The following is a 22,683-nucleotide window of genomic DNA, read 5'->3' as shown; positions in this document are numbered from 1 at the left end:
TGTTTACTATCACTCGTATTAGTATACGAAATTTATTGAAAAAGGCAACCCTTTGTAAAATTTTTTTTGCTGAATATTTCTTTATCTTTTGGAATAAATTCTAGTTGTTTGATTCTTTATTTTTCACCTAATTTTTGTCTAAATTTACGGAAGAACAAGAATAAAAGAGTAGGCTTTATGGTATGATAAAAGAAAATTTTAAAAGGAGTGTCTCACGAATGAACGCTTTTCGATCTTTTCAGGTAATAAAGGAACCTGTTTTCCATACAGCAATCAGTGATCTGCCATTTACTGAATTGGCTGAAAATGAAGTCTTGGTAAAAATTGCCTATTCTGATGTCAATTATAAAGATGCATTGGCAATGAGCGAATCTGGTCAGGTGATACGAACATATCCGATGACTCCAGGGATTGATTTATCCGGAACTGTCGTCCAAAGTAACAATCCACGTTTTTCAAAAGAAGATCTTGTACTTGCTACTGGTTTTGGGCTTGGTGTCACCTATCCAGGCGGTTACAGCCAATACCAAAAAGTACCAGGAGACTGGTTAGTCCCTCTACCGAAAAATATGACACTGCGTCAAGCGATGATTTTTGGTACAGCAGGGTTTACTGCTATGTTGTGTGTGAACGCTTTAATCCGTCAAGGTATGACCTCCGATAAAAAAGTTGTCGTTACTGGTGCTTCTGGCGGTGTAGGCAGTACAGCGATAGCCCTGTTACATAAACTAGGATTCCAGTCAATCATTGCCTTTTCCAGAAAAGAAGAGTCTGTCACATGGCTAAAAAGTCTAGGTGCTTCTCAAGTCGTACGACCTGATGAATTTCTGCCAGAGACAACAAAAGCTTTAGGAAAACAGCAAATCGACTATGTCATCGACACAGTAGGTGGCGAGCAGCTAAGTAGTCTTCTTCCATTGATCTCTTATAACGGTGCAGTAGCTTTATGTGGCAATGCTGGGGGAATCAAACTAAACGCGACTGTCTTGCCTTTTATTCTGCGAAACATCCAGTTGATTGGAATTGATTCTGTCAATGTACCAATAGATCAACGTCTTTCTTTATGGCAACAGATGGCGGATTTGCAGATTGCAGATGAACTGGTCGTCCAAGAGATTACTCTGGATCAATTGCCTGAAACAGCATCTAAACTACTTGCTGGAACACACCAAGGAAGAACACTAGTAAATGTAGGTGACCATAAATGAAGATTCTAATCACAGCTGGAGGAACGACTGAAAAAATCGATCAAGTACGTGCTATTACAAATCATTCGACAGGACGATTAGGGCAAGCATTAGCTGATTATTTAGCTGCCAATCCGGATACCACAATCGATTACGTGACTACGAAACAAGCACTGAAACCGAAAAGACACTCCAATATAACGATTTATACGATCGAATCTGCACTGGACTTATTTTTACAATTAGAAGCACTAACGAAAAAAGAACACTACGACGCGATTATCCACAGTATGGCAGTCAGTGATTTTACTCCTGCTTTTAGTTTTTCAGAAGAACAGCTGGCAAAAAACCTACCCACTTCTTCAACGCAAGAAGAACTGGACAATTGGTTTGCGGAAAATGAACAGACAGATACCACTGTTTCAAAGATCTCTTCTGACACCGAGCATCTTGTGCTCGTTTTGAAGAAAACACCAAAAATCATTTCTTATCTACGTGAATGGCAGCCAAAAGCAAAAATCATTGGTTTCAAACTATTAGTAGATGTACCAAAGGAATCTCTTCTGGCAGTCGCAAAAAATAGTCTGATAAATAACAAAACTGATTTTATTTTCGCAAATGATTTGACGGAAATCCATGGCGAGACACACCACGGCTATCTCTTATCTAAAGATGGAACAGTGGAAGAAGCTCAAAGTAAATCTGAGATTGCTGCATTGATTACTGAGAAAATTAGACTGGAGGAATCAAAATGAAAAAGATCTTACTAGGCGTTACTGGAAGTATTTCTGCTTACAAAAGCGCTGATCTTACAAGTCAATTCGTCAAATTAGGTGCCCAGATAGATGTGATTATGTCTAAAAGCAGCACACATTTTATCACGCCATTAACCTTGCAATCTCTGTCGAAGCGCGCAGTCCATACAGACGTCATGCAAGAATCAAATCCGCAGGTAATCAATCATATCGAACTAGCAAAACAAGCTGACTTGTTTCTCATCGCGCCTGCTACAGCAAACATTATCGGCAAGCTAGCAAATGGCATTGCAGACGATCTTCTTTCAACAGTCGCAATGGCGCTTCCAGTGGGAACACCAAAATTGATTGCCCCTGCCATGAACACGAATATGTATCAAAACCCGATCACTCAGCGTAATCTGGAAACATTGAGATCTGTCGGCTATCAGGAAATTGAACCAAGAGAATCTCTTTTAGCTTGTGGAGATTTTGGAAAAGGTGCCTTAGCTGATATTCAGACGATCATCGAACAGGTCATGCTGACTCTTAATGAAAGAAATGCTTAGAAAAAAGGAGTACTTATGAAAAATACAAAAAACTTTACATTAACTGCGATGTTTTTAGCTATTTTGATTTTATTAGCTGTTACGCCTTTAGGTTTTATCCCTATCGGTCCAATCAATGCAACAACCATGCATATTCCTGTAATCATTGCTTCGATCGTTTTAGGACCAAGACTAGGTGCTTTTCTTGGCGGTACATTTGGACTGATCAGCATGATCCGTAGCACAGTTATCCAAACACCTTTGTCTTTTGTCTTTTCTCCGTTTATCCCAGTCATCGGAACAGAACATGGAAGCTGGAAAGCCTTGCTGATCGCGTTTATTCCTCGTATCTTGATTGGGGTGGTTCCTTATTTCGTTTATAAAGGTCTGCGCAAACTAATGAAACAAAAAGCAGATTCCGTTTCTTTATTCTTAGCTGGACTTTCCGGTTCATTGACCAATACGATTTTAGTGATGAATATGATCTACTTTTTATTCCAGCAAGATTATGCCAAAGTCATCGGAACAAATTTAAATGCTGTTTATTCAGCTATTCTAGCGGTTATTTTTACAAGTGGTATACCTGAAGGAATCGTCGCAGGTCTTGCGACTGCAGCAGTATGCAATGTCTTGTTAAGATACTTCAAGCACCCTTCTCTTACTAACTGATAGTCATCGTAGCCGATCTCTGATTTTTTTCTCTTTTGGTGTTACTATTGAATGGAAAGATTTGACGTCGAAAGGATGATCCAAATGAAAATTTTTGTTGTAGGTGCAAACGGACAAATTGGCCGACACCTGATAAAAGATTTAGCTCCAAGTTCCCATGAAATTTTTGCAGGGGTGAGAGATGTCGCTTCCCAAACATTAGTAAAAAAAGAGAATGTTTCGTATGTCTCTTTTGATTTAACTTGGTCCGTGGAAAAAATGACCGAAGCATTCAAAGGCATCGATGTATTAATTTTTGCTGCCGGCTCTCAAGGAAAGAATCTTCTGCAAGTAGACTTGGATGGCGCAATCAAAACAGTGATCGCAGCTGAAAATGCGCATGTCTCTCGCTATCTGATGGTCAGTGCTGTTTATGCAGATGAACCAGCAAAATGGCCTGAGTCCATGACAGATTATTATATTACTAAACATTATGCAGATGAATGGCTGAAACGAACTAACTTAGATTTTGTCATTCTTCAACCAGTCACATTGACTAACGATGAAGAAGTTACTTCCATTCAATTAACTAAGCCTAATGAGAAGGCATCAAAAACGATCACTCGCTCTACAGTTGCTGCTGTACTTGCCGCTCTAGTGGAAGAAACGGATATTTCTCGTACGACTCTAGTACTTTCTGAAGGTAGCAAAGAGTTGAATACAGCATTCCAAGAATGGGCAAAGGAGGGATAGATCCATGCGTGCCATTTCAATCAAGCATCCTGGTTCTGTAGATGTATTAGAACAAATTGAAGTGCCTGTTCCTAAACCAAAACAAGGCGAATTACTGATCAAAGTCCATACAGCAGCTGTCAATCGAACAGATATTATGAAAAGAGAATCAGTCTCTTTGAAACCTCCCTACCCTATTTTGGGAGTCGAAGTAGCTGGAGAGGTAGTTGAGAATAAAAGTGATATCTCCACTTTTACTCCTGGGACAAAAGTATACGGATTAGTCAATCTAGGTGGTTATGCCGAATATGCTGTGATGCCTGCCGATCGTGCAATCCTTCTCCCTGATACGCTAGACTATGTTTCTGCTGCTGGAATCTCAGAAGTTTTTTTGACTGCTTATCAAACACTTTACTGGCTTGGAAAATTACAAGAAGGCGAAACTGTCTTGATCCATGCAGGAGCAAGTGGTGTGGGAACAGCAGCGATCCAATTAGCTAGACAGCTTTCTCACGCGAAAATCATCGTTACTGCAGGATCAGAAGAAAAACTCGCCTTTTGTAAAGAACTTGGTGCAGATGAATTGATCAACTATAAAAAACAAGACTTTCAAGAAGAGGTACGAAAAATCACTGAAGGTCGGGGAATCGATGTTATTTTGGATTTCATCGGCGCTTCTTACTGGGAAAAGAATTTAGCTTCTATAGCCGTTGATGGACGTTGGGTCTTGATTGGTATGCTAGGTGGGACCATCGTGCCTGAGATAGACCTTGGTGTATTGATTGGGAAACGTGTCCAACTGCTTGGTACATTATTGACACCTAGAAGTGATCAGTATAAAGCAGAGCTCGCACAAACTTTTATGCAAAAAGCTGGGCCTTTTCTAGAAAATGGCAAGATTCGGCCAATCATTGACCGTACATTCCAATTCAGCGCAGTCAAACAAGCGCATGAATATATGGAAGCAAACAAAAACATCGGAAAAATCATTTTGAAGATAACTGAATAAAATCATGCTGATCAAAAAAGAGGCTGGGACAGAAGCGTTTAACTCCAAGAAATAAGAAGAAATTCACGAAAATTGCTTTTCAAATTTTTGTGAATTCCAGCTAATTTCCAAAGGAGTTGCTTCTGCTTCCGCCGTTTATACGTGTTTAGAGCGTGGGACAAAAGTAAAGAACACTTTTGTCTCACGCTCTTTTTCCGAACAAATGGTGTTCAAAAGCTTGCATCTGCGGTAATAAGTCCAACCAAGTTAAAAACATAAGAAGCTGTTTTTACTTGGCTGTTCTTATTACTTGATGCAGGGCAGCTTTTTCACAACCTCTTCACTAAACAGTGTTCAATCAGCTGACCCTCGGTATTAGCTCAAAAAACGGCAAAATATGAGGAACTATTTTGCCGTTTGTTTCTCTAATACTCAGGTCAAAACGCTGATTTCACAACCTCTTTTTATTTACGTTCTATTTCATTCATTTTCCGAAGCAAATCGAGCTGCTTGTATGCCCGCTTGTCGCCCAAAAATAATGATCTCCGCAACTGAATTTCCACCGATCCGGTTGTTTCCATGTAAGCCACCTGTGACTTCACCAGCAGCATATAACCCCCTAATTGGCTGGTTTTCTTTATCTAATACTTCAGTGTTCGTATTGATTTTCACACCGCCCATCGTGTAATGGATTCCTGGTGCGATTTTGATCGCATAATAATTCGGAGACGATAAGTCATGTTCCATGGCTGTGGCACGGTTGAATTGAGCATCTTTTTTCTCCGCAACATCCGTATTCCATCCATCAACTGTTTTTGCTAGTGTTTCTTTTGGTAAATCGATTTTTTCTGCTAATTCTTCCATTGTCTTTCCAGTTGTGACATATCCTTTTTGGTCATAAAATTCAATAGCTGTGGCACGATCACGCACGCCTTGGTCAAAAATCAAATAAGCTGATTTTTCAGGCAATGCTGTAATTGCTGCAGATACTTTATCCCTTGTATCCATTTCATTGACAAATCTTTTCCCCTCTTGATCGACCAAGATTGCTCCTTCTCCGCGAACAACCTCACCAATCAAGACCCCCTCATCCTGCTGCACAGTTGGATGAATTTGTATTTTATCCATATCAACGGTTTGTCCACCTAATTTTTCAATCATGGTGATACCATCTCCAGTTGATCCTTCTTGATTTGTCGTAATATAATCAGCTAAATCGGGACGATATTTTTCAATAAATTCTTTGCTGGCACCAAAACCGCCTGTGGTAACTACGATTGCTTTTCCGGTGACCTCTTTTGGTTCTTCTCCTTGAACATGTACAGTCACTTCATTGACCGTTTCCCCATTTTTCTTAATGTCTGTCACATCTGCGTTGACAAAAATAGGGATTTCCCGCTCATGGACGTTATTCAATAACCCCTCCACTAAGTATCCACCAATAGCCGAGCCATCAGACGGACGATGTGTCCTCTTTTCACTCATCCCTCCAGTGATCGTTAAGTTGTCCAGTTTGATACCGTTTTGATCTAGCCAATCGACCGCATCAGCAGAGTGATCGACAAAGTATCGAAGCATTTCTTTATCATTCGTTCCTCCACCACCTTTTAGCGTTTCTTCATAGAAGGCATCATTCGAGTCTTTGATTCCTTCTTCTTTTTGAAATTTTGTTTCTGAAGCATTCATACCGCTTGATGATTTAGATGTGTTTCCTCCGGCAACAGGCATCTTTTCCAAAATTACTGGATTCAACCCAGCATCTTTTGCTTCGATAGCTGCTGCCATCCCTGCACCACCAGCTCCAATAATCACGACATCATAAGATTCTTTCATTTCTTTTGGATCTGTATATACTTGTTCAGAAGCGCCTGATGATACTTCGGCAGATTCCTTCGTACTAGAACTTGTCTGCGCTGTATTTTTCTGATCTGCGCCGCATGCGCTCATAGCAAGAAGTGCAACGGCTGTTAATAAACCAGCAACTAATTTTTTCATTTGTATCCCCCTTTTCTCCTTATACTATATTAAGTGATTTTTTTCACAATATCAACTCTGTTTTTCTTTAAGTCATATAGCTTTGGTAAACACACGCTTCTTAGTATAATTAAGGATATACATGAAGGAGTTATTTTATGAATCATTTGAAAACCTTTTTTACGAACAGTACAAAAACTGCTGGCAGAATCACAAATGGAATCTATATTTTATTACGTATCATCGTTGTTATTATGTTGGCTGATCAGATTTGGAACCAACATTGGGGAAATACGATGCTTTTATTATTGACACTGATTTTGTTTGAAATTCCTTATTTCCTAGAAAAGATATTAAAGATACAGATTCCAAATATGCTAGAAATCATTTTGTTATCTTTTATTTTTAGTTCAACAGTTTTAGGAGAGTTAAGTGATTTTTATGGCTATTTTTCAATGTGGGATACTTTTCTACATGCATTCAGCGGATTTTTAGCTGGGGGTGTCGGCTTTTCCCTTGTTTATTTGCTCAATAAAAATACAAAAACCATGAACTTGACTCCTTTATTACTAGCAGTTGTTTCCTTCTGTTTTTCGATGACAGTTGGTGTTATGTGGGAGTTTGTGGAATTTTCAGCAGATAAATTACTGCAATTCGATATGCAAAAAGATACGATCATCCAGCAAATCAATAGTGTGGAGTTAAGTAAAGACGGAAACACTGTCTATCATGTTCCAGATATCACTCGGACAATCATTGAAAGTCAAAATGCAGATGGTAAAACAGATAAAACAATCATCCAAAATGGTTACTTAGACGTGGGAATCATGGATACTATGAAGGATTTATTTGTTAATTTTATTGGAGCAGTTGTTTTCAGTGTATTTGGTTACCTCTATAGTCGAAACGATTACCAAAAATTTACGTTCATCAAGAATTTTATTCCTAAAAAAATCAAACGATAAAACATGCTAAAAAACAAGAGAAGGGGCAGTGACAATACTTTTGTCACTGCCCCTTCTTTTTTGAATGTATGGCATGCCATTAGTTATCCGATAGTATTAACTCAAAAAAGTAAGATATGAGGAATGACTATTTCGTTTTTTATCCCAATACTGAGGACTTATTTCACCATTTCGTTATTTATCTAATTTACTTAAAACCTGCATAACTTTTTCATAATCTGGATTAGGTGTGCCGTCTAGATTTTCAGCAATAAAAGTAAAACCCATTTTTTTATAAAGAGCAATCGCCTGATGGCTCCATGTCTGTGTGTGAAGATAGATTGGTCCGTCCGTATGGAGGGTAGGAAATTCTTGCAAGACTCTGGCAGTCAATGCTTTTGCGAGCCCTTTTCCTTGGTAATCTGGTTTCACTGCTAACCAATGAAAAACCGGATACACTTGCTCTCTTGATTTTTTTCGCCAAGCGGTACAGGTTGCTACTTTTTCTCCTTTTTTTGTCTCTACAAAAAACATCCTTCTTTCAAGTTCTTCAGGATAAGGAGCAAAGTTTTGTTGAAAATACTCAAGTGCTTCATCTGTCGTTTGAAATTCCCCAACGGAAGTCTCAATCTCCGCCCAAGCAGATTCATCTTCTTTTTGATAAAATCGAAATTCAAAACCTTCCGCTAAAGGCGTGATTGGAACATTTTGTTGAAGTGGTCTTGTCATCCAGATTTCTGCGTAAGGTAACGTTTTATCTAACATTTTTCTATCCCTCCTCGTCTCCATTATGCCAAATAACATATGACTCAGCTACTTATTTGACTATAACAGATAGAGATATAAATCAGAACCAGTCATCTGCGCCAAATTCATTTCGATTAGCGTATACCCATGTTCCTGCCATACCTCGCATGAAATCTCCTAAAGCAGAAGAAGGAATACCTCCACCAGGTGCGGGTGTTCCCGGACTAGGAAGTGGTACTTGCGGCTGCAGATGCTCATCGGTGGAATCAATAGTTGACAAGCGTTTTTTCTTCGTTTCTTTCTGGTCATCTGATTCATTCTGATCTGCCGACTGTTTAGCAACAAATTCTTTTTCTGATTGTTGTTTTATTTTAGGCTCTAAAATTTCATTTTCCAATCCAGAAACTTGTGGGGCCAAATGAGCTTCTTGCCTTATCGTTTTATTAGATTCTGAGATTTTTCTAGATATTCTTGCTGGCTGTAAATTTCTTGTTTGCTTTGCTTCCCCTGTTGGAGAAACTGCATGAGCCATTTGTTGTTTTTTTTCTGACAAGTTTTCTTCTTGTTTTTTTTGTTCTTTTTGTCTTATCTGTTTTTTTAATGGTAAAACGTGTAAAAGCGACTGAGCATGGAGTTCTTGGAGTGAATACGGGTCATGATAACTATACATAATCGTAAAATCACCTGTTTGTTTGGTCAAATAACCATCCTCCAATGGTACTTCATTGATTGTAACCGATACATCCTTTAACGGTACGGGTTTATCTAAGGAATTTGTTGCTGATTGGATCAACTCTTCTTTGTTTATTTTTTCGTTTGGATGAACAATAAGATCATGGCCTTCTAATGAACGATTGTCTGGTATATAAACATAAGTAAAGGTAATTTCCCCTCCTGATTGCTTCCTGTTATTCATCAGTTCTGAGTGAAGTACTTCAAGGATCTCCGACCAGTGACTTTTTCTGTCTAATCCGTTTGCTTGCATCCAATCAGAAATAGAAGTGACTTTTCCGTCTTGTTCATAAGTCGATAAATCTATATTTGGCACTCGATCAGAAAATTCAGCAGGTAGGCGCAAATCAGGAATACGATTTACACTACTCATATGTGTTTCTGCTTGAAGTTCTTTATTTGTTTGACTATCTATAAAATGAGTGATGACAGTCGATGAAGCAGCAGATGCTTCTACATAAACTACAGCTGTTGTTTCTGCCACATTTGATGTTTTCGAGTCTATATAAGTTAATACAACGGGATATTCTCCCGGAGTTGTAGTATCTACTGTCCCGTTCATTTTGATTTCTTCTTTATTTCCTGAAGTTCCATCGCTTTTTGTTACATATTCAACAAGATCTTTAGGGGCGTAACTCTCTCCTGTTCTTAAGTGAAGATCTTTTCCTTTGATAGCTGTTTGATCAGCACGAACATGGATCACAGCAGATGCAGTCATTGTTTTTAAAGCAATTGGATCAAAATAGGACAAGGAAATAGTAGATGTTCCTGTATTAGTCGTATCCACGATATTCCCATTGTTTGAAATTACTTTGGACATATCTCCTTGTGTTCCATCTGCGTTCTTCAGCCTTTCTACCAGATCAGATATCGAAACTTTTGTCCCTGCCAGAACATCGATTTTCTTTCCTTCAAACTGTGAATAATCTTTTTCATATACATAAGAAACTTGTGCGCTTCCACCGTTCTTTATATCTGTCAAAGCATGATTCAAAATATCAGTGATCTGTTTTAACTGATCACCTTTTGTAGGATCAGTCATATCGGAAAAGATAGAAAGCGGCACACTGCTTCCGGTTTCCGATGTCCATAATGTTTTGTTAGGAATTAACCAGTAGTGGTTTATCGTTGGAGGATAACTGACTTTATTATAGGAAGTCAATGCAGGAAGTAGCTGTTTTCCATTTGCATCAGTGAAAGTATGAGTAATAGTGATAGGGGAATCAGTGGTCTCAGAAACAGAGGTACGTACGACCTTGATGGTTTGTGCCGTTGCCTGAACGGGTACATGCATATAGACACCTACAGATAAACTGATCAGCATCGTGCGCATCATAAACTTAACGTAGTGTTTTTCAGAACACGACCGTTCCTTATCTAAACGACAAGCGTGTTTATTTAGTTGTTTTGAACGTCTTTTTGAACACATTTATTCTTAGTCCTCCCTACTCTTGTCTAAACATGAAGTAGTAATTTTCATAAGATGATTTCATTATATAAATAAAATCAAAAGAAGATGGACTATTAGGAGAGTATTTTTTTTGATTTTTTATTGTTTCAAGAAAATCGGAATAATAACTTATGTAATTTTTAATTTTGTTAAGTAATATATCTAGTTATATCTAGTTACCTTTTCTTTGAAAAAAACATAAATCAGCTAATAAATATGTGAGACAAAGCTGCCATCCATAAATACTAGCTGATTTTTTCAGTTAAATGTCTATTTTTTTCTCTGATGATGATATTTCCAAAATATTCCCAGTCATCTGGAGTCGGTGGATTTTTCCAAATTATCTGTTCTTTATTAAATTTTTCAAGTAAACAATCAGATAAATAAATATTCGTACGAGAAGTGATTCGACTCTCAATCACAATATTGTAATTTTTAAATCCTTTCACTTGAGAAATAATGTAATCGGTATAAGCAGATCCTTGCGAAAAATCAATACAGACATGAATCGGTGCTTCAAAATATGATACCGGACAAATACCGACCAATAAAAAGAGATAATCATAAAATAAGCGAATCATGAAACGTTCATCTTTTCCCAAGAAATAGCGTTTATTCTCTTGTATGACCTTTTGGATTGCTGTACTGAATATTGGATACGTCTCGAAGAAAAACTGTAGCTGCTTTTTAGACGTAAAGCTAGTCATCTCAAAGTCGAATATCCAATTTTTTCGATTGACATGCATCATACCCATACGAAGTTCTTTTCGTATATATAGTCTTTCTTCTTCAGAGATTTCAATCGAAAATGGTAATTGATCAATCAATTCCACTGACATTTTTTGACTAATCATGTGGATATCATGAAAATGAGCTTCCGCAAGTCCAAATGCGCCATCTAATTCAAATTCTTCTTCCGTGATCAAAAACAACATGATATAAGAAATCTCATCAATGATCTGCTCTTTAGGGATATGAAAAAAAGAAATATGTGATAAATCCTTGATGATCTTCATTCCTTCTGAGCTCTTAAAGTATTCATCTGAAAAGAAACGTTTTCCGATTGGTTGATTCCCATAGGCCCTCAACAAACTAATAGTGGTTAGCAAATTGAATTTGATTCGTTTTGTTGCAGACAGTTTTAAATTGAACAGATATTCAAAATATTGCACGATACTCTTTGCTTCATTCATGACGCTTTCTCTAAATGGCATAGAAAAACCATTAAAGACCCCGAAATATACCCCAAATAATACGTTCCGTATGTTTATTTCTTCCCCAACTAATATGTTTTTCTTTAACTTTATTTGATGCTGTTCAAGAAAAGAGACTAATTCTCTTCTTTTTACATAGGCTCTTGATATGCTTAAAAAATGATTCTCTGCAAATTTTTCGATCGTTACTTTTGAATCCACGATCTCCGTTAACAGTCGAGCAATTTTTGATCGTTGAAAGTAGATTCTTCTTAAATTTTTGATATCCGTCAAATTCAGACGTTCGACATGGATCTCTGCTTCTTCTGAAATTTGGATCTCTGGCTTTGTTTTGAATTCAGTAAATTCTTTATTTAATTCTATGATATAATTTCTTGTTTTAAATTTAGACAAACCTAATGTTTCATATAACTTAGGTAGCACTACATAATTCTTTTTCTCAAATTCTAAATATCTAGCTAGCAGCAGTTTTTCTCTATCTTCCTCTTCTATAAGGTAATCCAACTTCATATCCTACACCTCAAAAAATGCCTCATACCAATTACTTGATATGCAGATGAAAGTTCATCTTTTCACCTATACTGATTTTATGATGGATTATGCTTGTTTTTTCATCAGTTATTCTCATTTTTTATCTTTTTTTTGAGAATATTGCAAAAAATGGAAAAATTTATGAGGAAATATTCTATATTTTTTGTTTTATTGTGTTAAAATGTACAAGATTTGCGCCATTTGCGTAAACAACCACAAAAAAGAGCAGGGCGGCCACCGTCCTGCTCTTTTACTTATTTTAAGTTCCATTACTTATTAATTGGCTAAACTTCTGCTTGTTTCTGATATTGCTTGTTTTTCTCCAATGATCCGCACTTCTGTTTCTAAAGACACATCAAATTTTTCTTTGATTACTTCTTGGATGTGCGCAATCAATTCAATATAATCTGTCGCTGTCGCATGATCAATATTGACGATGAATCCAGCATGTTTTTCAGAGACTTGTGCACCGCCCCATTTCAGGCCTTGCAATCCTGCTTGTTGGATCAGCTGACCTGTATAGTGTCCTACTGGGCGCTTAAAGACACTTCCGCATGAAGGGTATTCTAATGGCTGTTTTGATTGACGCAATTCGGTCAACTCATCCATTCTTGCTTTGATTGCTTCATAATCCCCTGTTTGCAAACTGAATCGAGCTTCCAATACGATAGCACGTAATTCTTGGACTTTACTGTGACGATAAGAAAATACCATTTCGTCTTTTGTCAAAGTTTTCAATGTTCCATCTTCAAGCAAAAGATCCACTTCAGCAAAAACATCTTTGATCTCTCCGCCATACGCACCTGCATTCATATAAACCGCTCCACCGACACTTCCCGGGATGCCGCAAGCAAATTCAAATCCAGTCAATGATTCTGCCAAAGCTGCATAAGTCGTATCAATCAGTGAGGCACCTGCTTCCGCAATGACCATCGTTCCTTTGACATGAATCTGTTTCATTTCAGTCAGCATGATGACTACACCGCGAATCCCGCCATCTTGAACGATCAGATTGCTTGCATTTCCTAATACCATCCAAGGTATATCATGGATTCGGCAATAATCGATGATTTGCTTTACTTCGTCTTGCTTTTTCGGGAATGCAAGGACATCAGCTGGTCCGCCTGTTTTCGTAAACGTATAGTTCATCAATGGTTCATCAAACAATAAAGTAATCGTGGCTAAGCTTTCAACTATTTCTTCTTTATTCACTGAGGATTTTCCTTTCTTTTCTCAAACGTCCTCATTATTCTATCACGCTTAATACAATCTTGCCAGTCTTGTTCAAAGTTGATGACGGTAGTGATCTTTAAGCACTTCCTCACATAATTCATGACTTCTTACAACTTCTTTTTGTTTAAGCATTTCTGTTTCCGATTTACCTAAACGGATCTGAGAAAAGAAGGCCTCTACCATTGGCTCAAACCCGCGTTTGACTAGCGTGTTTGTCCAGTCGCCAAATTCTTTCACTTTTTTTCCATCAGCATCTTGAATGACAAGCTGGGTCAGATCGTTTACTTCATAAGTACCATTTTTACTTGTTACTTGATATTTTTCTATATTAGCGCCACTTGCTAAATCCATCGTTAAAATAGCCGTTTGATTTTGTGTTTCTAATTGTAAAATGGCATATTCCAAAAATTCTTTTGTTTCTCTTATCTGGTATTTTGTTCTCAAAATGGGTTCATCCAATAAATACACCGCTGTATCAATAAGATGTAAAAACAAATCATAAAGGACGAATTCTGTCGTTTCTTTTGCCGCTATTCGATTTTTTTGCAGGTGGATCAACCGCTTATCTGGGATACATTTCAATTCTTCTACCATAGGAGCAAAGCGCCGGTTGAAACCGATCATCAAAATTTTTTGGTTCTTATCAGCTAATTCTTGCAATTCACGAACTTCATTTAGATGGACACTCAGTGGTTTGTCAATATAAACATGGATACCATTTTCTAGACATTTTTTGGCTAATTCATAATGTACTTTTGTTGCTGCGTGGATCATACATGCTTCGATTTTTTCTTCTAAAAGCTCATCGATCGTTTCATATAGATGTTGGAACCCGTACTCTTTTTGAATTCTTTCTTTTGTTTCTTTATTTCTTGTTGCAAAATAAAAATCAAGTGTTCCTTGTTTTTTCGCATAAGTTGGTAAATATGCTTTTTCTGCGATATTCCCTACACCGATTACACCAATCTTCATCGACTTTCCTCCTGGATCATTTAGTTACTTTCATCTTACACCATTTTTTACTAAAATGAGGTACAATAGTATCGCAAAGGTAAGGAAATTAATTCGAAGGAGTGTGCTTTTATTGAAATTTATCTCTTGGAACGTAAACGGGCTTCGTGCCATCGTAAATAAAAATTTTTTAGAAGTTTTTCATGAGTTAGACGCCGATTTTTTCTGTCTGCAGGAAACGAAACTCCAAGCAGGACAAATTGATTTAGATCTTCCAGGTTATTATCAATATTGGAATTACGCAGAACGAAAAGGCTATTCCGGCACAGCGATTTTTGCTAAAAAACCAGCATTGAATGCCACTTACGGAATGGGTATCGATATCCATGATACAGAAGGCCGTCTGATTACTTTGGAATATTCCGATTTCTTTCTTGTAACCTGTTACACGCCAAATTCTCAAAGCGAATTAAAACGTTTAGATTACCGATTAGAATGGGAAGAAGCCTTTTATAATTATTTGGAAAATCTAAAAAAACAAAAACCAGTCATCGTGTGTGGGGATCTAAATGTCGCTCATCAAAAGATTGATTTGAAAAACTGGAAAACGAATCAAAAAAATGCTGGATTCACTCCAGAAGAAAGAGCGGCTCTTTCTCGACTGTTGGATAACGGGTTTATCGATACATTCCGTTATTTTTATCCAACCCAGGAAGGTGTCTACTCTTGGTGGAACTACCGATTCAATTCAAGAAAAAACAATGCTGGTTGGCGGATCGATTACTTTTTGACGAGCAAAGATTTAGAGCCAAGACTAGCTGATGCAAAGATCCATACGGACATTATGGGCAGTGATCATTGTCCAGTAGAATTAGATTTGAAATAAAGAGGATGTGAAAAAGTCGTTTAGTTTCGAGTATTAAGAACAGCCAAACAAAAATAGCTCTTCATATTTTTCGTTTGATTGGGCTTATTGCCGCAGATGCAAGCTTTTGAACACCGTTTATTAAGAGGTTGTGAAATCAGCGTTCTGACCTGAGTATTAGAGAAACAAATGGAAAAATAGTTCCTCATATTTTGCCATTTTTTGAGCTAATACCGAGGGCCAGCTGATTGAACACCGTTTAGTGGAGAGGTTGTGAAATCAGCGTTTTGACCTGAGTATTAGAGAAACAAACGGAAAAATAGTTCCTCATATTTTGTCGTTTTTTGAGCTAATACCGAGGGTCAGCTGATTGAACACCGTTTAGTGGAGAGGTTGTGAAATCAACGTTCTGACCTGAGTATTAGAGAAACAAACGGAAAAATAGTTCCTCATATTTTGCCATTTTTTGAGCTAATACCGAGGGTCAGCTGATTGAACACCGTTTAGTGGAGAGGTTGTAAAATCAGCGTTCTGACCTGAGTATTAGAGAAACAAATGGAAAAAATAGTTCCTCATATTTTGCCATTTTTTGAGCTAATACCGAGGGTCAGCTGATTGAACACCGTTTAGTGGAGAGGTTGTGAAAAAGTCGCCTACTTTCGAGTCGTAAGAAATTTTTTTGAAAATGGTTCCTCACAACTTTGCATAAATTTGGCTTAATACCGAGAATTCATGATCCCTATCTAACTCCAAATCACAAGGAATAAGTTCAAAAACTAGCTTTTTTCAACAAATATTACATAAAAAATTCTATGTTTTTTGTTAAATTTATTTGCTTTTTTCAAAAGTATGTTACAGTAATTTCCCAAGGAGGTTTTACAGAAATGAATTTTGTTGCCATGGATTTTGAAACTGCCAATCATCAGCCTTATAGTGCTTGTTCTCTTGCGCTAGTCATGGTAAAAAACAGCCAGATCGTTGATGAATTCTATACATTGATACAGCCTGAGACTCCTTTTTTCTGGCGAAATGTCCAAATTCACGGAATCCATCAAGAAGACGTACGCAATGCGCCGAAATTCCCAGAAGTCTGGCAAACTATCCAACCATATTTTCAAAAAAATCGTTTAGTCGTTGCACATAATGCTGCTTTTGATACAAAGGTCTTAGCGGGATGCTTAGATTATTATCATCTTGAACAGCCTAATTATCTTTCTTTATGTACAGTGAAAAGTAGCCGTCGCTTGTTTCCTGAATTTCCAAATCATCGATTGAACACTGTGTGCGAAAATTTGAACATCCAATTAGATCATCACCATGATGCATTGGAAGATAGTCGTGCATGTGCGGAAATCCTGCTTTATCAAGAAAAAAAATTCGGGACAGATCCATTGAAAAAACTTGTGACTATAAAGTAAAAGAATACTTATGAAACACACAAAGAGGTCGTGAGCCTGCCGTTTCACTCCGAGTCACAAGGAGCAATTTCAAAAAATAGCTCCTCATGTTTATTAAATATTGTGACTGGTAACCGAGGAGCTGGCAGGAGAACACCGTATAAGGAAGAGGTTGTGAAAAAGCTGTTCTGCATCAAGTAATAAGAACAGCCAAACAAAAATAGCTTCTGATATTTTTCATTTGGTTGGACTTATTACCGCAGATGCAAGCTTTTGAACACCGTTTACCAAGAGGTTGTGAAATCAGCGTTTTGATCTGAGTATTAGAGAAACAAACGGCAAAATAGTTCCTCATATTTTGCTGTTTTTTGAGCTAATACCGAAGGTTAGCTGATTGAACACCGTTTATTCAGAAAAAGGGACTGTGACACGTATTTTGTCATAGTCCCTTCGTGTGTTTTTCTGCCTTCTCAAAAGGATGACAGTTTCTCACTCTTTTCCTATTTCTTCTATTCAATCAAATAACTCATTTTATATACATCTAAAAATTCGCCTAGATCTGTTCTTGCCCCTCTAGGCATGACCGCTTCGATTTGGAAGCCCATTTTTCGGTAAAGGTGTACGGCTCTTTCATTACGAACTTGAACGTCAAGCTCCAATCGAAAAAGTACACCCATTTCCTTCGCCCAACTGATGATTTCTTCTAGCATAAGAGTGCCTAGTCCCATTCCCCAATATTCCTGCAGAATACTGATACCGACTTCTCCCACGTGAGACAAACGAAATTGACTGTCTGCCTTGACAGATGCTGTTCCAATAATCGTCCCTTCATAGATTGCAAGCAGCAATAAATTATTATTGCTTTCGTATATATAATCCAACTCTTCTTCTAAGGTTTCTGGTGGTAACAGGAGTTCTGCTTCATCCAAAACTAAAAATTCTGTCTCCTTATTGACTTGTCCCATCATCAAAAGAATGTCTTTTGCATCTCCTGGCACTGCTTCCCGCAAGATGATCCCAACTTCTTCACTCATGATTTTCAGCCCATTTTTCTAGAATTCGCTGTTTGAAGGTTTCACTTTGCTCCCCGTATGAGATTAGTTTCACATACCGTTTTTCTAAATCTGTATCACTTTTTTCTAAAATCAGTTCCAAATAATCCTCCGGCAGTGCTTCTTCTAATAGATTTCCCCATTCGACAACGGAAAGCCCATCACCTTCAAAATATTCATCTAACCCTAAATCTGCTCCGCTAGCTGCTACCCGATAAATATCCATATGATACAACGGAATCCGACCTTGACTATATTCTCTAATAATCGTGTATGTCGGACTTTTGATCATTTGCGTTATCCCTAATCCTTGGGCAATTCCTTTCGTCAACGTTGTTTTACCCGCACCTAGATCACCAGTCAATATCAGATTGTCACCTGGCATTGCGGAATGACCAATTGCCTCTGCGAATTGTTCTGTCATTGTTAATCCTGATAGTTCGATCATTTTTCATCTTCTCCCGCTCTTCTTTCTTTTTGCCAGTATATCGCGTAATGAAGTTTTTTTAAAGAAAAAATGAACTAGTCAAGAACAGCAGCTGCTGTTTTTGGCTAGTTCGCGTGTATTTGTTAATCAATCAATGTTTGTGCTGCTGTGATAATCGATAATTTATATACATCTTCTTCATTTGCTCCACGAGACAAATCAGAAACCGGTTTGTTCAAGCCTTGTAGAATTGGTCCGATTGCTTCAAAGTTACCGAAACGCTGAGCAATTTTATAGCCGATATTTCCTGACTGCAATTCTGGAAATACAAAGACTGTTGCTTGACCAGCTACTTCTGAATCTGGCGCTTTCAGTTGTGCAACTGAAGGAACATAAGAAGCATCAAATTGCAATTCGCCGTCGATCATGTATTGTGGCGCTAGTTTTTTAGCGATTTTAGTTGCTTCAACTACTTTGTCTACTTCTGGCGATTTCGCTGAGCCTTTTGTCGAGAAGCTCATCATTGCTACTTTTGGTTCGATATCGAACAATTCTGCTGTTTTTGCAGAATCTACGGCGATTTCAGCCAATTCTTGCGCAGTTGGATTCACGTTGATCGCACAATCCGAAAAGACATATTTTTCTTGATCTCTTCCACGTACCATGATCATCGCTCCGCTTGTCCGACTGATGCCAGGCTTTGTTTTGATGATCTGAAGTGCTGGGCGAACAGTGTCGCCAGTCGAATGGATCGCTCCAGAGACCATTCCGTCTGCAATCCCCATATACGTAAGCATCGTACCAAAGTAATTCACATCTTTTAAAATCTTTTCTGCTTGTTCTTTGGATGCCTTTCCATTTCTGCGTTCAACAAAAGCATCCACCATTTCATCCCACTTATCGTAATTATCAGGGCTGATGATCGTAAAGCTAGATGTTTTGATTCCTCTGGCATGCGCTGCATTTCTTATTTCTTCTTCGTTCCCTACTAAAATAGGTTCCACAAGTTCTTCTGCTTTCAACCGGGCAGCTGCGCCTAAAATACGAGCATCAGTAGCTTCCGGGAAAACGATTTTGATCCCACGGCGAACAATCTTAAATCTTAAACTATCAAACAATTCCACAAGATGACCTCCAGACGTTTTTATATGTATTATCATACACTATTCCAGAAAAAAAGAACAGTTTATTTTATCTGTATCAGTCAAAAATGCTGGAAAAATTAAGTTTTTCACATACATAGCGAACTGCGCTATAACAGGAAAGCGCTGTTTTATTACACTGTTTCAGGCAGTTGCCAATCAATCGGTTCTTCTCCTAACGCAAGGAGCGCATCATTCGTTTTCGAGAAGGGTTTGGAACCAAAAAAGCCACGACTTGCAGATAACGGACTGGGATGTGGAGATGTTATGATGATATGGCGACTCTTATCGATCATTTTGATTTTTTCTTGTGCCGGTTTTCCCCACAAGATAAACACGATTGGTTTTTCCCGTTCATTTAATTTTTCAATGATCGTGTCTGTTAATCTTTCCCAACCTTTCCCGCGATGAGAATACGCTTGCCCTTCCCGAACGGTAAGAACGGTGTTGAGTAAAAGGACTCCCTGTTTAGCCCATGACACTAGATTTCCATGTTGAACAGGTGCGATTCCAAGATCATCATTAAGCTCTTTATAGATATTTCTTAACGATGGCGGGATCTTTACGCCGGGTTGCACAGAAAAAGATAAGCCATGAGCTTGATTTTCTCCATGATAAGGATCTTGTCCTAAAATCACCACTTTAACTTCTTCATAAGGAGTCAATTCCAATGCTTCATAGATATGATACATATCTGGATGGATCTTTTGGGACGCATATTCTTTTTTTAAAAATTCTCTTAGATGCAGATAATAATCTTTTGAAAATTCTGGGGACAAAACTTCTTGCCAACTGTTATGAATGATTTCTTTCAAAACCTCCACCTCCTAATAAAAAGAATAACTCACATTTTCTTCAATCACAAGGGACAATCTTCACCCTCAGCACTTGATTAATATGGTAAACTAGGAACAAGAAGCAGAAAGGAACGATAATCATTATGATCAAATTAATTGCATCAGATATGGACGGCACATTATTAGATGCCCATATGAGTGTTTCTCCTGAAAATGCCGAGGCGATACGTTTTGCAAATGATGCCGGTGTTGAGTTCATGGTCGCTACTGGTCGAAACTATCAAGAAGCTCGCGCAGCTTTAGATGAGGTAGGAATCGATTGTGCGATGATCACTTTGAACGGGGCACAGGTATTTGATAAAGAAGGAAATTCACTGTTTACCGTATCGATTCCAAATAATCAAGCAATCTCTGTTTTAGATATTCTAGATGCTAACGGTATTTACTATGAAGTAGCAACCAACGATGGTCTTTATTCTGAAAATCAAGCGAAACGAATCGAAAGTTTTGCTTCCATGGTGGCTACCCATTTACCTCACCTTACGTATAAAATGGCGATTGCCATGGCCTCAGCTAAGCTGGAGTTATTGCACATCACATACGTGGACAGTATTCGTGCTATCTTGGAAGAAAAGAATCTGGAAGTTTTAAAAATTATTTGTTTTCATACAGAAGGGCCAGCTGTATTAGGTCCAGTTGGAAAGCAGATTTCTCTTTTAGGCGATCTAGCAGTTACTTCCTCTGGTCAAAACAATATCGAAGTGAACCATAAAAACGCTCAAAAAGGAATTGCTGTTGCCCATGTCGCTCACGAGCGTGGGATTTCTTTAGAAGAAGTCATGACGATTGGCGATAACTTCAATGATGTCAGCATGCTGCAAGTAGCAGGAGTCAGTTTCGCAATGGGAAATGCAGAAATCGAAGTAAAAGATTATGCCAAATATACAACGGACACAAACCTTGAATCTGGCGTAGGAAAAGCCATATTGCGCGCGATTGCAGAAGACTTGTAGTTTTATCTAGAAAAGAGGGATATAGATGTCAGAATTTTTCATTCAGGAAAAACAGCTTGGACGTGCAACTCGGACAATTGTCAAAAACGAAAAAGGACATTCCCTGTTTTTGATGGTTGGTCGCTGGGGAACAAAGGGCGATGCATTGTCTCTTTATGCCATGAATGGCGATCTCGTTGCTCACATCAAGCAGATAAGCCTGACATTCGGTACGCGTTTTGAGCTGTATAAAGAGTTCGAAAAGGTGGGAACCATGCAGAAAATATTCAATTGGCCCGGTGATTTTTATTATATTCGTAGACTTCACTGGACAGTCCAAGGTGATATCTATAATCATCAATATCAAATCCATCATTTCAATCAGCAAATCATGAAAATGGATAAAGCAACACTTTTTTCAGGAGATTACTATGTATTGGATGTCTCAAATGATGAAGATGCTCCAGTTTGTATTTGTATTGCTGCGGTTTTAGATTACTGGCTCTACCGTAAAGACAAAAGCAAAGAAAAGCCTTTATCCTATCGATTTGATGTGAACTAGAAAAAATGAAAGCAAGCTAACAATAAACAATCTCAAACTCTAAGTCAAAATTAAGAATCTACGATATTGGGAGTCGTTACTTGATCGAGTAACGACTCCCAATATTTCTTATCAAAAATAGGAAATACCAAAATTCCCTTCGAGACGGAGGTATTCAAACACTCTTGATGATGAACTAAAAAAGTGCTGTTTTATCCTTCTATATTCTCATAACACATATTAAGACTTTAATCGTCCGATAGGACATCCTCCATTCGATCTGACTGTTCCTCTATATATCCCTACATACCAAAATCTTCCTGTAGCAAAATCTTTGTCGTAAGACCAAGTTTGTAAATATAATTGCCCACAATAAATACCATCATTATATATAATTGTATTTGTTAGACCGCTTAAAGTAGCCGATCGTCTTGTGTGGTAGATAACTTTACTACCTCTGCTATTGATAGTACTCATTACTTGCTCAGCATTTAAATCATTTGTATCAGCATGGATTTTTTGTGAAAAAGCGGTTAATCCCCATATAGCCATTATTAAAATAAATAAGTTCTTAAATTTTTTCACTTATATTATCTCCTTCCTGATATTTATTTTTGAAGGAATCGGTAAAGGTAAGGAATGGTGATACTCCAACAAAATTGTTAAGCGAAACCGATCGACTGTTACTGGCTGAAATGATTAAAGAAGACTTTCCTTCCGAAACTATTTCTACTGAAAATCCAGAGTTACTGCAAAGTTTCAACAGGAAAGTCAAAAATGGAAGAGTGGAAATCGATTCTGATAATAAAAAAACTTATCTAATCGGAAAAGATTCAAAAAGGAATTTACATGGGTAG

At 37.8% G+C, this 22,683-nt stretch carries 22 protein-coding genes; 11 read left to right on the top strand and 11 right to left on the bottom strand.

From position 1 onward, the window contains the following. Positions 1-218: 218 nt before the first annotated feature. The 6 genes from OS138_RS00480 (at position 219) to OS138_RS00455 (ending at position 4,858) form a co-directional block, all read left to right on the top strand. Positions 219-1,208 (top strand): oxidoreductase, encoded by a 990-nt coding sequence (locus tag OS138_RS00480; protein WP_002323323.1) that lies wholly within the window; start codon positions 219-221, stop codon positions 1,206-1,208. Continuing rightward, positions 1,205-1,942 carry a phosphopantothenate--cysteine ligase gene (locus OS138_RS00475; protein ID WP_002293460.1) on the top strand — a complete coding sequence of 246 codons (738 nt, stop codon included), beginning with the start codon at positions 1,205-1,207 and terminating at the stop codon, positions 1,940-1,942. Before OS138_RS00480 ends, OS138_RS00475 begins: the two co-directional genes overlap by 4 nt. Next, a complete protein-coding gene (coaC, locus tag OS138_RS00470) occupies positions 1,939-2,490 on the top strand; it encodes a phosphopantothenoylcysteine decarboxylase (RefSeq protein ID WP_002323324.1) in 552 nt (183 codons plus the stop codon). The genes OS138_RS00475 and coaC overlap by 4 nt, the downstream gene beginning before the upstream one ends. 15 nt (positions 2,491-2,505) lie before the next feature. Beyond that, positions 2,506-3,138, top strand: a complete 633-nt coding sequence (locus tag OS138_RS00465) for an ECF transporter S component (protein WP_002287046.1) — start codon at positions 2,506-2,508, stop codon at positions 3,136-3,138. An 84-nt stretch (positions 3,139-3,222) separates the two neighbouring features. Then, positions 3,223-3,870: an NAD(P)-binding oxidoreductase gene (locus OS138_RS00460; RefSeq protein ID WP_002323325.1), complete on the top strand. Its 648-nt coding sequence runs from the start codon at positions 3,223-3,225 to the stop codon at positions 3,868-3,870. A gap of 4 nt (positions 3,871-3,874) precedes the next feature. Beyond that, the gene (locus OS138_RS00455) at positions 3,875-4,858 is read left to right on the top strand and encodes an NAD(P)H-quinone oxidoreductase (protein ID WP_002323326.1); all 984 of its coding nucleotides are present in this window, start codon (positions 3,875-3,877) and stop codon (positions 4,856-4,858) included. A gap of 459 nt (positions 4,859-5,317) precedes the next feature. Here OS138_RS00455 and OS138_RS00450 read toward each other — a convergent pair whose 3' ends face one another. Continuing rightward, positions 5,318-6,832 carry a flavocytochrome c gene (locus OS138_RS00450; protein WP_002287050.1) on the bottom strand — a complete coding sequence of 505 codons (1,515 nt, stop codon included), beginning with the start codon at positions 6,830-6,832 and terminating at the stop codon, positions 5,318-5,320. Between the two features lie 137 nt (positions 6,833-6,969). Between OS138_RS00450 and OS138_RS00445 the strand changes: the two genes are divergently transcribed. Continuing rightward, positions 6,970-7,776 carry a hypothetical protein gene (locus tag OS138_RS00445; RefSeq protein ID WP_002323382.1) on the top strand — a complete coding sequence of 269 codons (807 nt, stop codon included), beginning with the start codon at positions 6,970-6,972 and terminating at the stop codon, positions 7,774-7,776. 174 nt (positions 7,777-7,950) lie between these two features. On the opposite strand, the gene OS138_RS00440 is transcribed toward OS138_RS00445, so the two are convergent. The 5 genes from OS138_RS00440 to OS138_RS00420 all read right to left on the bottom strand — a co-directional run bounded on the left by OS138_RS00440 (position 7,951) and on the right by OS138_RS00420 (position 14,634). Next, positions 7,951-8,520, bottom strand: a complete 570-nt coding sequence (locus OS138_RS00440) for a GNAT family N-acetyltransferase (RefSeq protein ID WP_002287055.1) — start codon at positions 8,518-8,520, stop codon at positions 7,951-7,953. A gap of 82 nt (positions 8,521-8,602) precedes the next feature. Further along, positions 8,603-10,663: a bacterial Ig-like domain-containing protein gene (locus OS138_RS00435; RefSeq protein WP_002334100.1), complete on the bottom strand. Its 2,061-nt coding sequence runs from the start codon at positions 10,661-10,663 to the stop codon at positions 8,603-8,605. Between the two features lie 266 nt (positions 10,664-10,929). Then, a complete protein-coding gene (locus tag OS138_RS00430) occupies positions 10,930-12,408 on the bottom strand; it encodes a helix-turn-helix domain-containing protein (protein WP_002323384.1) in 1,479 nt (492 codons plus the stop codon). A 297-nt stretch (positions 12,409-12,705) separates the two neighbouring features. Then, positions 12,706-13,641 carry a UDP-N-acetylmuramate dehydrogenase gene (gene murB / locus OS138_RS00425; RefSeq protein WP_002291437.1) on the bottom strand — a complete coding sequence of 312 codons (936 nt, stop codon included), beginning with the start codon at positions 13,639-13,641 and terminating at the stop codon, positions 12,706-12,708. 72 nt (positions 13,642-13,713) lie between these two features. Then, positions 13,714-14,634: a Gfo/Idh/MocA family protein gene (locus tag OS138_RS00420; RefSeq protein ID WP_002323385.1), complete on the bottom strand. Its 921-nt coding sequence runs from the start codon at positions 14,632-14,634 to the stop codon at positions 13,714-13,716. A 112-nt stretch (positions 14,635-14,746) separates the two neighbouring features. Between OS138_RS00420 and OS138_RS00415 the strand changes: the two genes are divergently transcribed. Then, the gene (locus OS138_RS00415) at positions 14,747-15,499 is read left to right on the top strand and encodes an exodeoxyribonuclease III (protein WP_002293820.1); all 753 of its coding nucleotides are present in this window, start codon (positions 14,747-14,749) and stop codon (positions 15,497-15,499) included. Positions 15,500-16,362: 863 nt separating this feature from the next. Beyond that, positions 16,363-16,896, top strand: coding sequence for a 3'-5' exonuclease (locus OS138_RS00410; protein ID WP_002291442.1), 534 nt, complete (start codon positions 16,363-16,365; stop codon positions 16,894-16,896). A 488-nt stretch (positions 16,897-17,384) separates the two neighbouring features. Here OS138_RS00410 and OS138_RS00405 read toward each other — a convergent pair whose 3' ends face one another. The 4 genes from OS138_RS00405 to OS138_RS00390 all read right to left on the bottom strand — a co-directional run bounded on the left by OS138_RS00405 (position 17,385) and on the right by OS138_RS00390 (position 20,311). Next, on the bottom strand, positions 17,385-17,909 hold the full coding sequence (locus OS138_RS00405) for a GNAT family N-acetyltransferase (protein WP_002287063.1): 525 nt from the start codon (positions 17,907-17,909) through the stop codon (positions 17,385-17,387). Beyond that, a complete protein-coding gene (gene tsaE, locus OS138_RS00400; RefSeq protein ID WP_002287066.1) occupies positions 17,902-18,375 on the bottom strand; it encodes a tRNA (adenosine(37)-N6)-threonylcarbamoyltransferase complex ATPase subunit type 1 TsaE in 474 nt (157 codons plus the stop codon). Before tsaE ends, OS138_RS00405 begins: the two co-directional genes overlap by 8 nt. A 122-nt stretch (positions 18,376-18,497) precedes the next feature. Then, on the bottom strand, positions 18,498-19,478 hold the full coding sequence (gene pta / locus OS138_RS00395; RefSeq protein ID WP_002291445.1) for a phosphate acetyltransferase: 981 nt from the start codon (positions 19,476-19,478) through the stop codon (positions 18,498-18,500). Between the two features lie 152 nt (positions 19,479-19,630). Then, on the bottom strand, positions 19,631-20,311 hold the full coding sequence (locus OS138_RS00390; RefSeq protein WP_002291446.1) for a uracil-DNA glycosylase: 681 nt from the start codon (positions 20,309-20,311) through the stop codon (positions 19,631-19,633). 125 nt (positions 20,312-20,436) lie between these two features. Here OS138_RS00390 and OS138_RS00385 point away from each other — a divergent pair, with 125 nt between their 5' ends. Both OS138_RS00385 and OS138_RS00380 read left to right on the top strand, forming a co-directional pair. Then, positions 20,437-21,306, top strand: a complete 870-nt coding sequence (locus OS138_RS00385; RefSeq protein ID WP_002287072.1) for a Cof-type HAD-IIB family hydrolase — start codon at positions 20,437-20,439, stop codon at positions 21,304-21,306. 25 nt (positions 21,307-21,331) lie between these two features. Beyond that, positions 21,332-21,847 carry an LURP-one-related/scramblase family protein gene (locus OS138_RS00380; RefSeq protein ID WP_002291449.1) on the top strand — a complete coding sequence of 172 codons (516 nt, stop codon included), beginning with the start codon at positions 21,332-21,334 and terminating at the stop codon, positions 21,845-21,847. 219 nt (positions 21,848-22,066) lie between these two features. Here OS138_RS00380 and OS138_RS00375 read toward each other — a convergent pair whose 3' ends face one another. Further along, on the bottom strand, positions 22,067-22,411 hold the full coding sequence (locus OS138_RS00375) for a hypothetical protein (protein ID WP_002325852.1): 345 nt from the start codon (positions 22,409-22,411) through the stop codon (positions 22,067-22,069). Positions 22,412-22,683: the final 272 nt, after the last annotated feature.

Source organism: Enterococcus sp. E5-37 (assembly GCF_035726925.1).
GTDB lineage: Bacteria > Bacillota > Bacilli > Lactobacillales > Enterococcaceae > Enterococcus_B > Enterococcus_B faecium.
This window is presented reverse-complemented; position numbering and strand designations above follow the sequence as displayed.

Excerpts from the sequence above, each read along its gene's own strand:
- OS138_RS00480 (WP_002323323.1), top strand. The coding sequence starts at position 219 with ATGAACGCTTTTCGATCTTTTCAGGTAATAAAGGAACCTGTTTTCCAT.
- OS138_RS00475 (WP_002293460.1), top strand. The coding sequence starts at position 1,205 with ATGAAGATTCTAATCACAGCTGGAGGAACGACTGAAAAAATCGATCAA.
- coaC (WP_002323324.1), top strand. The coding sequence starts at position 1,939 with ATGAAAAAGATCTTACTAGGCGTTACTGGAAGTATTTCTGCTTACAAA.
- OS138_RS00465 (WP_002287046.1), top strand. The coding sequence starts at position 2,506 with ATGAAAAATACAAAAAACTTTACATTAACTGCGATGTTTTTAGCTATT.
- OS138_RS00460 (WP_002323325.1), top strand. The coding sequence starts at position 3,223 with ATGAAAATTTTTGTTGTAGGTGCAAACGGACAAATTGGCCGACACCTG.
- OS138_RS00455 (WP_002323326.1), top strand. The coding sequence starts at position 3,875 with ATGCGTGCCATTTCAATCAAGCATCCTGGTTCTGTAGATGTATTAGAA.
- OS138_RS00450 (WP_002287050.1), bottom strand. The coding sequence starts at position 6,832 with ATGAAAAAATTAGTTGCTGGTTTATTAACAGCCGTTGCACTTCTTGCT.
- OS138_RS00445 (WP_002323382.1), top strand. The coding sequence starts at position 6,970 with ATGAATCATTTGAAAACCTTTTTTACGAACAGTACAAAAACTGCTGGC.
- OS138_RS00440 (WP_002287055.1), bottom strand. The coding sequence starts at position 8,520 with ATGTTAGATAAAACGTTACCTTACGCAGAAATCTGGATGACAAGACCA.
- OS138_RS00435 (WP_002334100.1), bottom strand. The coding sequence starts at position 10,663 with ATGTGTTCAAAAAGACGTTCAAAACAACTAAATAAACACGCTTGTCGT.
- OS138_RS00430 (WP_002323384.1), bottom strand. The coding sequence starts at position 12,408 with ATGAAGTTGGATTACCTTATAGAAGAGGAAGATAGAGAAAAACTGCTG.
- OS138_RS00420 (WP_002323385.1), bottom strand. The coding sequence starts at position 14,634 with ATGAAGATTGGTGTAATCGGTGTAGGGAATATCGCAGAAAAAGCATAT.
- OS138_RS00410 (WP_002291442.1), top strand. The coding sequence starts at position 16,363 with ATGAATTTTGTTGCCATGGATTTTGAAACTGCCAATCATCAGCCTTAT.
- OS138_RS00405 (WP_002287063.1), bottom strand. The coding sequence starts at position 17,909 with ATGAGTGAAGAAGTTGGGATCATCTTGCGGGAAGCAGTGCCAGGAGAT.
- tsaE (WP_002287066.1), bottom strand. The coding sequence starts at position 18,375 with ATGATCGAACTATCAGGATTAACAATGACAGAACAATTCGCAGAGGCA.
- OS138_RS00385 (WP_002287072.1), top strand. The coding sequence starts at position 20,437 with ATGATCAAATTAATTGCATCAGATATGGACGGCACATTATTAGATGCC.
- OS138_RS00380 (WP_002291449.1), top strand. The coding sequence starts at position 21,332 with ATGTCAGAATTTTTCATTCAGGAAAAACAGCTTGGACGTGCAACTCGG.